This is a genomic window from Stenotrophomonas sp. LC732, assembly GCF_052446685.1.
GTDB classification, from domain to species: Bacteria; Pseudomonadota; Gammaproteobacteria; order Xanthomonadales; family Xanthomonadaceae; genus Stenotrophomonas; species Stenotrophomonas muris.
This window is the reverse complement of record NZ_CP199214.1, coordinates 4,548,408-4,562,249: the sequence shown is the minus strand read 5'-3', so window position 1 is coordinate 4,562,249 and position 13,842 is coordinate 4,548,408. Positions and strand designations below refer to the sequence as shown.

Sequence of the window (13,842 nt, the reverse complement as noted above, 5' to 3'; positions counted from 1 at the left end):
GTCAGCCGTTTAGTGCGTACTGCTTCTCGAACTCTACCGGGGACAGCCCGTCGTTGGAACTGTGCCGCCGTTTTGGGTTGTAGAACATCTCGATGTACTGGAAGACGTCGGCCCGTGCCTCGTCGTGATTGCTGTAGATCCTCCGCTTAATACGCTCCCGCTTCAGTAGCTGGAAGAAGCTCTCCATCGCTGCGTTGTCATGGCAGTTTCCTCGTCGACTCATGCTGCACACGATGTCGTGCTCGCGCAGGAAGCTCTGCCAGTCTTCGCTGGTGAACTGGGTTCCCTGGTCGGAGTGAAGCAGAAGCCCGGGGCTTGGCTTGCGCCGCCACACTGCAGCCAATAGCGCCTGCAAAACCAGGTCCGTATGTTGAGTTGGTCGGGTTGCCCATCCAACGACCTGACGCGAAAACAGATCAAGCACTACCGCCAAGTACAGGAAGCCGTCGTACGTGCGGATGTAGGTGATGTCCGTGACCCACGCGCGATTTGGCTCACTGACTTTGAAGCCGCGAGCCAGAACGTTCTTGGCGACTGATCCAACAGGGCCGCTCAATGGGCGTGGTCGCCGACCGTAGCCGACCATTGCCCGCAGCCCCTCGCTCTTCATCAAGCGTGCCACGCGATGACGACTACACGTCTCGCCAAGCTCGCGCAGATCTGTGGTCACTTTGCGGTGGCCATACACAGAGCCGCTTTCCAGCCAGCTGTGCTTGATTAGGCCGAGCAACCGCTGATCGTCCTTGTCGCGAGCGCTTGCCGGCTCTTTTAGCCAGGCGTAGTAGCCACTGCGATGGACGCCAAGCATCCGACACATCGCCGCGAGGCCGAACTCATCTGCGTGTTGCTTCATGAAGGCGTACTTTGCTCTTACCCCTTTGCAAAGTACGCGGCGGCTTTTTTTAGGATGTCTCGCTCTTCAGTGACCCTGCGTAGCTCAGCCTTGAGGCGGCGCACTTCCGCGTTCTGGTCCTGCTCGACACGCCGGCCAACATCGCCTTTGCCTTGTTGCCGCTTCCAGCCGTAAAGACTATGGATCGACACGCCCAGTCGCTCGGCAACCTCCGCTACCGGACGGCCGTACTCAACGATCTGTCGGACCGCCTCGATCTTGAACTCATCGGTGTACCGCTTCGTGCTCATAACCACCTCCGCCTAAGCCATAGTTTATGGCTGCGAGGTGTCTACGGAACCCTGGGCGATTCAGACATAGATCGGTTGTCCGGCACGCTGGCGGCGCTGCTCGTTGCTCATTGGAAGCGAGAAGCGATGATTGCCTCCCGCCTTGCAGGACGTAGCCACCGCCGGCTCACTCGCCAAGTCGGCCTTGCCGGTCAGGAAGATCGTCCCACCACTGCCGGCGGCTCCACCAGTGTAGGCATGAATGTCAATCGACGAATCAATGCCCGTCGAGCACGCCCAGCCTCGGATCTGCCCGTCGCTGGTGACACCATCGATGTTGCCGATTACCTTGGACGGCGGCCCGTTGACCGTCACCTGGACATTGTCGCTTTCCCGACCAAACCATTCCTTACCCTCTTCCAGCAACCGCCATTGGAAGCTGTAGACACCTGGCAATGAAGGAGCTACCACGTCGAATTCAAAGAACGCAGGCAGCTGTGGACTGACGTCATTCGGCATTGGAACCCGCGCCCTGCCCCACCGAACATTGTCATTGGGATTCCAGGACCCCAATGCATAGCCCGCCGACGCCGACCACGTCGTGTTACCGGTGTTGGTGAACTTCAGCTTGACTCGATAGGTCCGCCCGGTCTCCATGCTGGTCGGGACCTCTTGCTCATACATGACGCCGCGATTGAGCCTTCCGGTCGTCTCAAAGATCTGCTCGCTGCTGGTGCTACCAAAGCGAGCACCATTCCGGTTCATTTGCCATTGGAGCGTTGTCGGTCCGTTCTCACTGGCCGCTACTCCGCTGAACGCGAACGTTGCTGTGCCACCCGGAGCCACGTCGTGGGGTACGGCAACCTCGGCAATTCCGAGTTTCGTAGCGCCGGAAACGTAGCGCTCGGCCTGACCCAGTCGATAGCCTTCCCCTGCTCGCCACGTTGTGTTGCCCGTGTTCCGGAAGGTGACAGTACCGCTGAACGGGGTTCCTCTATCGGCCGAATTAGGCCAGCTTGCGGAAACGTACTCCGCGCCGTCAAAAGGGGTTGGCGGTGCCGCCACCGTGACCGTGATCGTGGGTGAGATCAGCTGTCTGTAAGACTCATTGCCGTTGAAGTTGCGCACGCCAAATGCCTTGTAGACATACTGATACGTACCCGCCGACAGGCCGTTCTCGGTATAGGTCCCGTTCGGAAGTCGGGAGATCACTTGGCCATTGCGCGTGAGCTGTATGTCTTCCAGATACTCAGCTTTGGGGCCAGTGCTTGTGACGCCACTTTTGAGCTGCAACTGATAGGTTGCTGGTGCCGTGTAGGAGATTTGGGCTGGCCCAGTGAGTTCAATCCAAGCGTCAGCGTGTGCCACCTGGCACAGGAAGATGATCATCAGCCCCAGCAGAACCGCCGCGGCCATGCGCAGTTTTTCAGTGTTCACGAATGCCATCCTTGACGTGGTTTCAGTTTGCGGACTGGGCCACTTCGGTAGTGAGGCCAAATGCATTCCGTTTTATGCTGACTTTGCTTCCGTCGGCACGAATGATCTGCGCAGGCCGTTCATAGTCCGGTCCTTCAAAGGCATCAAACCGGGTAATCGTCTGATGGCCGAGCGGATCAACGACGGTAGTCGTAGCATTGCTGCTGTAGGCAATGGTCGTGATCAGCAGGCCTTGCTCGCTGTCCTGGGCCGAGGAAGTTTTCCTCCCAAGTGCGTCGTACTCAGTCCAGGTGCCGGTCGCCACATTGCTATCCTTTGAAGGGTAGGAAGTGAAGATCGGGCGACCCTCGCTGTCGTAGCTGTTCCTGACCCACCGTTGGGTCCCCGCGATGTCGTTTGCATCGTATTCGCGCACCAGGAGCGGCTGCCAAAGCGCATCGAGATAGGTTTCCTGACGCCGTGCCCCTTGAGCGTTATCGACTCGCCAGTGTCCCGGCGAAAGGCCGTACTCATCGGCCGCGACCTGCTGGAACGAGATGGTTGTCTTGGTCCACTGGTTCTCATCGACTGGTGGCTGGACCTCCTTCACGCGACCCATCGAATCGTGCTGATAGGACGTGGTCCTCTGCAGCGCATCCGTGGTTGAGGTGATCCACCCGTTTCCGTCGGCCGACATGCTGTTGGTGGTGCCATCAGGATTGGTGACCAGTCGCGGTACACCCCGATACCAGTCCTGGATTTGGGTCGTATTTCCCTTTCCGTCACGCACCGTACTGATCGTGCCATCCGCGGCATAAGTCACACTCTGCAGTAGCGCTCCAGCGCGATAGACGGCATTCGGCTTGGCCATGGCGTCATAGCTATATCGCGTGGTGACCTTCCCGGACGCAACCTCCTTGACGCTCAACACCTGATCCAAGACCCAAGGGTTGGGCGTATCAAGATGCTCTCGTATCTCGGCCTTGGATCCGGAGGGGCCAGTGTAAGTCACGCGTGCCGGACGGGCATTGCGATTGAAGTCGCTGTAGACCACGCGATAGGTATCGCCATCCTGACTGAATTGGCTCTCGCTCAGCGCACTCAGCGTGCCCGCCAAGAACTGGCCTGACTGAAGTCCAATTGACCGTCCTACCCGGACGGCAAACGGACCTGTCTCGGAACCAAAGGTGTAGGTGCTTAGCTCATCACGTTGCACCTGGCCGGCCGCATCCAGAATCTGCTTTTGGAGGAGCTTTCGTTCGTTCAAGCCCGGATCTGCGCCATAGCGTTCGCGAATCTGCGTGCCATCCGGCTTGGTCAGGCTGGACCAGCGCCCACCTCCCGGCAACTGCAGGTTGTAGCCTCGCGTACTCACCATCGAAGGCAGTCCGGGCCCCATGATGCTGCGCTTCTTCAAGGACCATGCATCGTAATGCGACGGAAGGAGTCCGTTGCAAGGATCAGAGCGGATAAACAGCTCCATTTCAAAGTCGAAGATGCCTTGAGCACCTGACGGAGAGGTTACCGTCATCTGCGTGGGTGGAGGGGCATTGCCCGCGCGGATCTCGCACCCGCCCCCATCGTCACCGCCACGCAAAGGAAGGCTTGATTGAAGCCGCCCGCGATGACTGTAGGTCCAAGCAGAGCCATCCGGGAGTGTCACTTGGGACAAGCCGCCGTCATTTCCCTCCGTATCGCCCACATAGGCATACCGCCAAACTCGCCCATTGGCCGTGACTGTGGTCACCCGGCCGTCGCCATCGTAGCTCAGGTCAATCCGGCGTCCATCGCTGGACTCAATCCTGGTGAGCCGGTACCCGTCGTAACTATAAGACACCCAGTTCCCATAACGATCCTCAACACGCGATGCCAGAAGGTAGACGCGCTTACGCGCCATCATGCGACTCCCGGCCTTGGCTGTGGCGTAGGGCTTTTCCGCTCCCCAGTCAAAGAAGTACTTCTTGCCATCGGGCGTATGCCCCACGAACGCCTCGCCTGGGTATCCGTTGCGCGTTGCAGACAGACAAGTGAATCGCGCTCTGGACGCTGTCATCCACTTGGGTACCTCAAGGCCTGGCGCAGAGGCATAGGACGGGTCATCGGCAATCAGAAGTTCCTCGCCGTTTCCGCCATTCCACTTCACATCGATGCCAAAGCCGATGTCGGTGTAGCCCCAGGTCTCCAGCAGCAAGGGCGCGGTGTTGACCGAACAACGCTGCGTGGTCTGAGCCCCTTGGTCACCCGTGATCCATCCAGCGCTTTTGGTCCACACGCCCGACATATAAGGCACGACGATTTCCCAATCATCGAACAGTGTCAGACCCTTGGTCTCGCTATCGCGAAATCCTCGGTTAGTCGCCTCCACCGAAAAGCGTCGAGCGACGCTCACAGGAAGGTCAAAATTGCCGGGAATGGACACGTCCTCAATGAAGAACTCCGTACTACCGTCGAAGCCTGCGGTCCGATCGCCAAACACCTCATCGGTAGAGATAGCGGCGAGCGACTGCGCGCTCTTTATCCGCTTCTCATATTCTTGGTAATTGAAGAGCCCATCTTGCGCCGAAGCGTGGAACCCAGCCCCCAACGTAAGCGCTGCGCCCGTGATGATCGAGCAAAGTCGCGAATTAAGATAATTACTACGGGGGGATTTTCCCTCCCGCCTGTCCTTGGCAGAAATCATCTTCGCTACATCCTTGGATAAGGAGTGAAAGGAAAATCAGCTGCTGTTTGAGCAAAGAACTACGCCTATAGCTTCGCGTTGTCAAACCCCTATTGAGCGGAGCTGTAATGACCCACTAATTTTCCGATCAGGAGCTACGGCAATCTCCTACGGATTGGCCGCAGCCAGAAGTGAAACATCCTCTCAACCTATTCCGAGGCGATCTCGTGAGGAATTCACGATTCATCAAATTTCCTGCTGCACTTCCGCAAACCGATGCGCCAAAAACGACACCAGGCGTCTTTTGCCTGCTCATCCGGGTGATGCGGCAAGATCGGGAGGTTGAGGCTCTTCTACAATCGCCAGCCATATCGGAGTGAAACCCTTTTCATCAACACCACCCCATCAGATAGCTCTCCATAGGATTTGAGCTCATTAACTGACGCGTCATGCCAGGTCGCCCCCGATGGCACCCGACCCCACACCCACTATTGTGCCAACCCCCACACGGACGAGGCGGCACACATGCCCTATATCGGAATCGGACTCCACGTACTGGCAGCCATCTACTTCGCGGTGCGCGCCATTCGCTCGGGCCAGAGCCTCTACTGACTCATCCTGCTCTTCTCGTTTCCGCTGCTCGGCAGTGTCGTCTACTTCCTCGCGATCTACTTCCCGGAAGCCCGCAACTCGCGCGGCGCCCGCCAGGCCATTCGCTCTGCCAAGCAGTTGATTGAGCCGGGTCAGGACCTTCGCAACGCTCGCGCCGAACTTGCGCGCACGCCCACCGTGCAGAACCGCGTTCGCTTGGGCATGACGCTGCTGGATGCCGGCCAGGCAGACGAAGCCAGGACCCTGCTCGAGCAGGCGGTCAGCTCGCCATTGGGCGACGATCCCTACATCCTGACATGCCGTATGGCTGGAGCTGATCAAAGCCGCGCTGAAGAGGTGCTGAGACCAAACAGTCTCAGGCGCCCCTGTCGCATCCGCCTCGTTTATGACCCCGCCGGGCGGATGTCGACAGTCCGCTGGCATCCACAACCAACATCGCCGATAGCCTTGCAGCGCTGGGCTCCGGCCCCGTTACACCATATGCAACGATTCTGAAAATGTTGAAAGTGATGACGGCATCGGCCCTACTGCATTGGCATCACGCATAGGTCCGCGTATTCCTTGCCGTGCCACCGAGCACTGGTGGTCGGGATTCGAAACCCCGGTTGTGTGGATGTTGTTTGCACGTTGCCAGCCGGCACCGCCTCGTGCGGTGCCGGCTGGCAATCCGTCGGCCGGCTATGGCGGGCGATGCGTGGAGGCCTAGAGCCTGCCCGGTCATCCACACACGGGGTTTCGAACCATGCATCGTCCGCCACCTTTATCGGTGGCGGCTTCTGCCTGCACGCAAGGAGCCCAGCCATGACCCAGCCCCACTCCCCTGCCCCGCACCCAATCCACGACGTGCCCGCGAACGGGCCGGCGCTGGATCCGAGCACCCTCATTGCCCTGCTGCACAGCATCGGCTCCGGCGCTGCTTCCGATGGCCAACCCTGGCCGGAACGGCATCAGATGCCCGGCCGACGATTGGCCCTGGCCGACACCGACTGTTCGTTGGCGGGCCTGCGCGTGGTGCTGGAGATCCTGCTGGCCGCTCAGCGCGCCCGCGAGAACGGCGAACTGGAGCAGTACGTCGGCCCGCGGGTCATGGAAGGTCTGATCATGGCCGGGCTGGGACTCACCGCGCACGCCAGCACGCGCCTGCAGCCGGAGGGCTGAGTGGTGCGGCACCCTTGGGTGGCGATGGCGCTGTGCCTCGCCCCAGTGATTGCGGTACCGCGCCAGTGGTCGGTACCGTCCATACCCTCACCTCTCGCGTTCCAGAGCCTCTCTGGCGTGCGCTATTCGCAGCTGCGTCGCCAAGCGGTCCAGTTCGTGAAGGCACAGCCGAGGCAGGGATTCCAGCTCGTCGAACGACATGCAGACGGCGCTTTCCGGATTCACTGCAGAGACGTTCCAGTGCTGTGGTTGGATAGGCGCTCGCAGCATTTGCTGCTGCGGGTTTCACTGGATGCGAAACAGCGAGCGCCCGACGTTCTGCAGTTACGGGCGCTGCTGCAACGACAGATGCATCCATTGGACTACCTGGAACAGGTGCTTGCTGGCGTGCCGGAGCCTGTTTTGATGGATCGGGTGCGGTGGATACTTGCCGGTGGGTGCCCGATGGGGCGCGATGTGGCACGCAATAGTCGAGCGTGGCTCGACTCTAAAGAGGGAATGCTGCGCTCAACGAGGAGTGTTCAGACCCCACTTAGTCGAACAACGCCTCGATCGCCGCCAACCCGGCACTTGCCCGCTCCTTCTTCCGCGCCGCATCCGCCACCGGGTCCGCGCCATCGCGCTGGATCTCCTCGGCCGGAATCTCCTCGAAGAACCGGCTCGGCTTCAGCCGCACGTGCTCGCCAAACTTGCGCGTGAGCTTGCTGTAACTCATCCACAGCTGGATCTTGGCGCGGGTGATGCCCACGTACAGCAGGCGACGTTCTTCCTGCAGGTTGCCCTCGTCCAGGCTGACCTGGTGCGGCAGCACGCCGTCCTCGCAGCCGACGATGAACACGTACGGGAACTCCAGGCCCTTGGAGGCATGCATGGTCATCATGCGCACCTGGTTGCCGCCTTCGTCCTTGTCGCTGCGCGACAGCAGTGCCAGCTGTCCGGCCAGGTCAGCCGCAGTGGCACCGCGCGGGCCGCCCTCGAACCACTGCGCCAGTTCCTCGATGTTGTTGGCACGGCGCTGGTAACTGGCTTCTTCCTTGGCCTGCTGGCGAAGTTCGCTGAGCAGGCCGGACTCCTTGGCGACCTTGCGGATCATGTCGCCGGAACTGACCTGGCGCATCTGCGCACGCAGGTCGCGCAGGATGTCGGTGAAGCGCGCCAGGCTGTTGGCCGCACGCGGCGGCAACTGCTGCAGGGCGCCGATCGCCTCGGCGGCCTGCGCCATCGGCATGTCCTTTTCCTGGGCCAGCTCGGCCAGCCTGGCCAGCGTGCCGGCACCGACGTCGCGCTTGGGCGACTGCACCGCACGCATGAACGCGGTGTCGTCATCCGGGTTCACCAGCAGGCGCAGCCAGGCCAGCGTGTCCTTCACTTCCTGGCGCTCCAGGAACATGGTGCCGCCGGTCAGGTGATAGGGAATGCGCAGCAGCTGCATCGCCTTTTCCAGCGGGCGTGACTGGAAGTTGCCGCGGAACAGGATGCAGAAGTCACTCCACGGCACGTTGCGCGACTGCGCCACGAAGGCGATCTCGGCCGCGACCTTTTCCGCTTCATGTTCGCTGTTGCGGCATTCCCACACGCGGATGCGTTCGCCGTCGGCCTGGTCGCTCCACAGCTTCTTCAGGTGCTCATGCGGATTGTTGGCGATCAGCGCGTTGGCGGCGCGCAGCACGCGGTTGGAGCAGCGGTAGTTCTGCTCCAGCTTGATGATTTCCAGCGTGGGGTAATCGCGCCCCATCTGCTGCAGGTTTTCCGGGTTGGCGCCGCGCCAGGCGTAGATCGACTGGTCATCGTCGCCGACGCAGGTGAAGTTGCCCTTCTCACCGGCCAGCTGCTTGAGCAGGCGGTACTGCGCGTCGTTGGTGTCCTGGCATTCGTCCACCAGCAGGTAGCCGATGCGCTCGCGCCAGGCCAGCGCGATCTCCGGGTTCTCTTCCAGGATCTGCACCGGCAGGCGGATCAGGTCGTCGAAGTCGACCGCATTGAACGCGGTCAGCCGCAGCTGGTAGCGCTCGTAGACGCTGGCCGCTTCCTTCTCGCGGTTGCTGCGCGCGGCGGCCATCGCCTGTTCGGGCGACCGGCCAGCGTTCTTCGCGCGCGACACCAGGTTCTTCATGTCCTCGATGTCATCGGGCTTGGCGCCGTACATCAGGTCCTTGATCTGCGCGGCGGCATCATCGGCATCGAAGATCGAGAAACCGCGCTTCAGGCCCACGGCGGCATGTTCGATCTGCAGGAACTTCAGGCCCAGCGCATGGAAGGTACAGATGGTCACCTCGTCGGCGTCCTGCTCGCGCAGGCGCTTGGCCACGCGCTCGCGCATTTCCTTGGCCGACTTGTTGGTGAAGGTGATCGCAGCGATGCGGCGGGCCGGGTAGCGGCCACAGCCGATCAGGTGGGCAATCTTCTCCACGATCACGCGCGTCTTGCCGCTGCCGGCGCCGGCGAGCACCAGCAACGGGCCTTCGACGTGCAGGACCGCGGCAGCTTGGGGAGGATTCAGACCGTGCATGGGGACAGGATTGTAGCGGGGTGCCGGCAGGCCCACCTGACTTGCATGGCGCCCGCCCGTAAGGTATTGAATCGGCACCGGAACACAGGAGCGTGGTCCATGTCCCCGACTGTCATCGCCCGTCCGCTTGCGGCCGCCCTGCTCGGCCTGCTGGCCCTGCCTGCGGCCGGGTCCGGCCCGCCGCCGCGCACGGATGCCTATGAAGCGATCGTGCTGCAGTCGCACGAGTTCCTCGTCTACCATCCGGACCTGCGCTTCCGTGGGCTCGGCATGCAGGCCCGCGAACGGGGCCGCCACGAAGAAGCCCGCATCGACTTCCGCAATGCCGCGCGCTACGGCGACAAGCTGTCACAGGCAGCGCTGGCCGACATGCTCTGGAACGGGCAAGGCGGTCCGGTCGACCGCGCCCTGGGCTATGCATGGATGGACCTGGCGGCCGAGCGCGGCACCGAGTGGCTGGTGGTACAGCGCGAGCGCTTCTGGGAGGCGCTGTCCGCCGACGAGCGCGAGCGCGCGGTGCGCGAGGGCCGCGCGCTGTATGCCGAGTTCGGCGACCCGGCGGCGACGCCGCGGCTGGAACGTGAACTGCGCGCCGGCAGCATGCAGCAGACCGGCAGCCGCGCCGGCTGGAACGGCGCCATGCGCAGCCAGGGCCGTGGCGATGCCGGGCCGCGCGTGCTGCAACCGGAGAAGCACCAGCTGGCCCGTTACTGGGATCCGGTGGCCTACCGGCAATGGCAGGACGAGGCGTTGGCGAAGTCGGGGCGATGACGTTGGTTTTTTTCCATGGCCATGGCCAGGAGGGCGATCATGAAGGCGAAACACGCTCCACTCTGCCTGTTGCTGCTTCTGTCGACGGCCGCTGCCGTCGCCGCAAAGGAATGTCCGGTTGAGGCCCCGCGACGGATTCCGCCCACCGTCCTGACCGGAGGGTTTTTCGATTCGCACCCGGACCTCTTCTGGCGAAGCATGGCCCAACGGGCCGAACAGGATAAACAGCCCGCCAGGGCCCTGGTCTACTACAAACGCTCGGCGCGCTACGCCGACAAGTTCTCCCAGGCAATGGTGGCAAGGCTGTACCAGGAGGGTATCGGCACTGCGCCGGACCCGGTGATGGCCTACATCTGGATGGACCTGGCCGCCGAGCGCATGTACCACGACTTCCTGGTCCTGCGGGAACACTACTGGGCACGCCTTGATCCGCTGCAGCAGGCACAGGCGATCGAGCGCGGCCAACAGGTGTACGCCGACTATGGCGACCGCGTAGCCAAGCCCCGCATGGAACGGGCGCTCAGCGACGGGCGCCGGCAGATCACCGGCAGCCGCGTCGGCTACGTGAGCTCGGCCCTGGTCGTCGTGCAGCGCCGCGGCGACGAGCAGGGCATCGCAACACCAGGCAACATCGTCTACGACAACGACTACTGGAAGGCCGCCGACTACTGGTGCCTGCAGGACAACTACTGGCGGCCAGCGCTTGCGCCCAGCATCGAGATCGGTGCACCGCAGCAGATCCGCGACGGCGGGCCGGGTGGCGACTAGAATTGGCCGATGGCCAAGCTCTACTTCTACTACTCGGCGATGAACGCCGGCAAGACCACCACTCTGCTGCAGAGCGCACACAACTACCGCGAGCGCGGCATGCGGGTGGCGATCCTGACCCCACGCCTGGACGACCGTGCCGGCGCCGGCGTGGTCGCCTCGCGGATCGGCCTGCGCGCCGATGGCATGGCCTTCGACCGCGATACCGACCTGGAGCGCTGGGTGGAGCAGGATCTGGCGGCCAACGGCCCGATGGGCTGCGTGCTGGTGGACGAGGCGCAGTTCCTGACCCGCGGCCAGGTCTGGCAGCTCAGCGAGGTAGTCGACCAGCTGCGAATTCCGGTGCTGTGCTACGGCCTGCGTACCGACTTCCGCGGCGAGCTGTTCGAAGGCAGCCAGTACCTGCTGGCCTGGGCCGACGAGATGCAGGAGATCAAGACCATCTGCCACAGCGGCAAGAAGGCGACCATGACCGTGCGCGTGGACGAGCATGGCCACGCCGTGCAGGATGGCCCGCAGGTGGAGATCGGTGGCAACGACCGCTACGTGTCGGTCAGCCGTGCGGAGTTCAAGAAGATCACCCGCGGCGAAGGACGGATCGATCCGGCGCAGGCACCCCTGCCGCTGTAAGGGGTGTTCTTTTGCAGGGCTTGCAGTCCTGCACCTGCAGAGACAACAGCAACGGCAACAGCGGGCATTCCGTGGGATGGCGGGGCGGTGTCGGAGTGCGGGGACGCTGCAAGTACGTCCCTGTAAGCTTGGCAGCCGCATCCATGCGGCTGACACCCCGCACTCCGACACCGCCCCACCTCTGACAGTTGGCCGCGGCTGTTGGTAGGTGTCGACCGTGGTCGACACATCTGTCAGATATCGAATGAAATTCCGGGGTCAGATCCGTTTTCCTTCGTAAAACGGATCTGACCCCATGAGCAATTCCGACAGATCGCGGCGATCTGTCGAAGGCGGGGTGGGTCCGGTGGCGGGAGTGTCCGCGGCAAGGATGCCGCGGCCAAGCCCCCATGGACGGGTTTACGGCGTCTCCCGCCACCGGACCCACCCCGCCTGCCCTCAGGAAACCAGCTTCTGCTTCGGCTGTTGCTGTTGCTCTGGCCTCTGTAGGTGCAGGGCTGCAAGCCCTGCAAACCCAACCCTCTCTTAGTACAGCGTGCGCTCCGGCGCACCCGCCGGCGGCGGGGTGTACTGGTACAGCCAGGTTTCCGTAAGCGTCTTGCCACCACTGCGCAGGAACAGGCGGATGTCGATCTGCTCGGTACTGCCTTCCGGCGGCACCAGGTCGAACATCGCGCGATAGCCGTTGATCTCGCGCAGCGGGCGCGCCGACACGATCTCGACCCGGCCACGGCTGGCTTCCACCACCGCCTCGACCTCACCCTTGTCGATCAGGCTGGCCAGCTCGCCCCCTTCGAAGTCCACCGCGAAGCGCCAGCTGAAGTACTCGCGCTTCTTGCCGACCACACCGCCCAGGCCGGTGCGGCTGGCCACGCAGTGCGCCAGCGGCGGGCGCGCCGGCGGTTCGGCGCCCCAGTACAGGCGGTAGCCGACCAGCAGCTCCTGGCCCGGCTGCGGCTTATCCTTCGGGTTCCAGAACGCCACGATGTTGTCGAACGTCTCGTCCACGGTGGGAATCTCCACCAGCTGCACCGAGCCCTCGCCCCATTCGCCCTTCGGCTCCACCCACAGGCACGGGCGCTTCTCGTAGAACACGCCGTCGTCCTGGTAATGGTCGAAATTGCGGTCGCGCTGCAGCAGGCCGAAGCCGCGCGGATTGCGGTCCACGAACATGTTGAAGCGCAGGTTGCGCGGGTTCAGCAGCGGCCGCCAGATCCATTCGCCAGCGCCGGTCCACAGCGACAGGCCATCGGTATCGTGGATCTCCGGGCGCCAGTCCCATGCCATGCGGCGGTCGTTCTCGCCCACCTGGTACATGCTGGTGCACGGTGCGATGCCGAGCCGCTCGATCGGCTTGCGCGGGTACAGCGCGCTGTCGATGTCCATCAGCAGCACGTCGCCATTGGTGATCGCGAAGCGATAGGCGCCAGCCACGCTGGGTGAATCCAGCAGGCCGTAGACCACGATCGTGTCCGAATCAGCCGATGGCTGTTCCAGGTAGTAGGCGATGAAATCCGGGAATTCCTCCGGCTTGCCCATCCCGGTGTCGATCGCCAGGCCGCGCGCGGACTGGCCGTACTGGCCTTCCTTGCCTACCGCGCGGAAGTAGCTGGCGCCGAGGAAGGCGGCGAAGTCGCGGTCAGTGTCCTTGCGGGTGTTCAGGCGGAAGCCGGCGAAGCCGAGGTCGGCCGGCAGCTCGCCATCCTTGATGCCGCTCTTGCCGTAGTTGAACGCCGCGCCGTCATAGGCCAGCTCCTGCGCCTTGCCGTCGACCACGTCGAACATGCGCACCGGCGAATGGAAGTACAGGCCCAGGTGGAAGAACTTGGCCTGGAACTTGCCGGGCTGGTCGGCCCACAGCGCATGGTCCTGGCGGTAGCCGATCGACTGGTATTGGTCCCAGTCCAGTCCTTCCAGACGGCCCGGCAGCACCCGCTTGTGGCTCTTGTAGGGCGCCTGCGCCAGCGCGCGCGCCTGGCCCTTCAGGGTGGCGAAGTCGAACGGTTGCGGCTGGCCGAGGCGGCGCAGCCCCATCTGGCCGCTCCTGCTGGCCGCGCACGCGGGCAGGGACGGCAGGCCGAATGCAGCCAGGGCGAGGGAGGCATTGCGGATGAAGTCGCGTCGTTGCATGCAGGCGCGTCAGGCACAGGGAGGAAGGTCGGCCATCATAGGCAGACAAACGTTAACGGGCAGCGGA

General features: G+C 62.8%; 9 protein-coding genes and 1 pseudogene. 5 read left to right on the top strand and 5 right to left on the bottom strand.

Annotated features, from left to right (window positions below; genetic code table 11):
* Position 1: 1 nt before the first annotated feature.
* The 3 genes from ACT6SE_RS21420 to ACT6SE_RS21410 form a co-directional block, all read right to left on the bottom strand.
* A protein-coding gene (locus ACT6SE_RS21420) for an IS3-like element ISStma9 family transposase (protein WP_087944428.1) occupies positions 2-1,143 on the bottom strand; the annotation gives its coding sequence in 2 pieces (ribosomal slippage) (positions 2-906 and positions 906-1,143; 1,143 coding nt in all).
* A 60-nt stretch (positions 1,144-1,203) separates the two neighbouring features.
* Positions 1,204-2,559 carry a hypothetical protein gene (locus tag ACT6SE_RS21415; protein WP_444811054.1) on the bottom strand — a complete coding sequence of 452 codons (1,356 nt, stop codon included), beginning with the start codon at positions 2,557-2,559 and terminating at the stop codon, positions 1,204-1,206.
* 22 nt (positions 2,560-2,581) lie between these two features.
* The gene (locus ACT6SE_RS21410; protein WP_052728142.1) at positions 2,582-5,218 is read right to left on the bottom strand and encodes an RHS repeat domain-containing protein; all 2,637 of its coding nucleotides are present in this window, start codon (positions 5,216-5,218) and stop codon (positions 2,582-2,584) included.
* 504 nt (positions 5,219-5,722) lie between these two features.
* On the opposite strand from ACT6SE_RS21410, the pseudogene ACT6SE_RS21405 reads away from it, so the two are divergent.
* Positions 5,723-6,106, top strand: a pseudogene (locus ACT6SE_RS21405) (hypothetical protein); the annotation flags it as partial.
* A gap of 504 nt (positions 6,107-6,610) precedes the next feature.
* Positions 6,611-6,967 (top strand): hypothetical protein, encoded by a 357-nt coding sequence (locus ACT6SE_RS21400; RefSeq protein ID WP_014645445.1) that lies wholly within the window; start codon positions 6,611-6,613, stop codon positions 6,965-6,967.
* A 532-nt stretch (positions 6,968-7,499) separates the two neighbouring features.
* On the opposite strand, the gene ACT6SE_RS21395 is transcribed toward ACT6SE_RS21400, so the two are convergent.
* Positions 7,500-9,476, bottom strand: a complete 1,977-nt coding sequence (locus tag ACT6SE_RS21395; protein ID WP_046427669.1) for a UvrD-helicase domain-containing protein — start codon at positions 9,474-9,476, stop codon at positions 7,500-7,502.
* Positions 9,477-9,575: 99 nt separating this feature from the next.
* On the opposite strand from ACT6SE_RS21395, the gene ACT6SE_RS21390 reads away from it, so the two are divergent.
* The 3 genes from ACT6SE_RS21390 to ACT6SE_RS21380 all read left to right on the top strand — a co-directional run bounded on the left by ACT6SE_RS21390 (position 9,576) and on the right by ACT6SE_RS21380 (position 11,645).
* Positions 9,576-10,247: an SEL1-like repeat protein gene (locus tag ACT6SE_RS21390; RefSeq protein ID WP_046427660.1), complete on the top strand. Its 672-nt coding sequence runs from the start codon at positions 9,576-9,578 to the stop codon at positions 10,245-10,247.
* 198 nt (positions 10,248-10,445) lie between these two features.
* Entirely contained in the window at positions 10,446-11,015 is a 570-nt protein-coding gene (locus ACT6SE_RS21385; RefSeq protein WP_014645442.1) for a hypothetical protein, read from the top strand.
* Positions 11,016-11,024: 9 nt separating this feature from the next.
* Complete coding sequence (locus tag ACT6SE_RS21380; protein ID WP_046427657.1) at positions 11,025-11,645, top strand: thymidine kinase; 621 nt, start codon at positions 11,025-11,027, stop codon at positions 11,643-11,645.
* 525 nt (positions 11,646-12,170) lie between these two features.
* Here ACT6SE_RS21380 and ACT6SE_RS21375 read toward each other — a convergent pair.
* On the bottom strand, positions 12,171-13,775 hold the full coding sequence (locus ACT6SE_RS21375; protein ID WP_046427647.1) for a glucan biosynthesis protein: 1,605 nt from the start codon (positions 13,773-13,775) through the stop codon (positions 12,171-12,173).
* Positions 13,776-13,842 lie beyond the last annotated feature (67 nt).

What these genes read in the sequence shown, in the direction of transcription:
- ACT6SE_RS21410 (WP_052728142.1), bottom strand. Translation starts at nt 5,218, where the DNA reads ATGATTTCTGCCAAGGACAGGCGGGAGGGAAAATCCCCCCGTAGTAAT.
- ACT6SE_RS21400 (WP_014645445.1), top strand. Translation starts at nt 6,611, where the DNA reads ATGACCCAGCCCCACTCCCCTGCCCCGCACCCAATCCACGACGTGCCC.
- ACT6SE_RS21395 (WP_046427669.1), bottom strand. Translation starts at nt 9,476, where the DNA reads ATGCACGGTCTGAATCCTCCCCAAGCTGCCGCGGTCCTGCACGTCGAA.
- ACT6SE_RS21390 (WP_046427660.1), top strand. Translation starts at nt 9,576, where the DNA reads ATGTCCCCGACTGTCATCGCCCGTCCGCTTGCGGCCGCCCTGCTCGGC.
- ACT6SE_RS21385 (WP_014645442.1), top strand. Translation starts at nt 10,446, where the DNA reads ATGGCCCAACGGGCCGAACAGGATAAACAGCCCGCCAGGGCCCTGGTC.
- ACT6SE_RS21380 (WP_046427657.1), top strand. Translation starts at nt 11,025, where the DNA reads ATGGCCAAGCTCTACTTCTACTACTCGGCGATGAACGCCGGCAAGACC.
- ACT6SE_RS21375 (WP_046427647.1), bottom strand. Translation starts at nt 13,775, where the DNA reads ATGCAACGACGCGACTTCATCCGCAATGCCTCCCTCGCCCTGGCTGCA.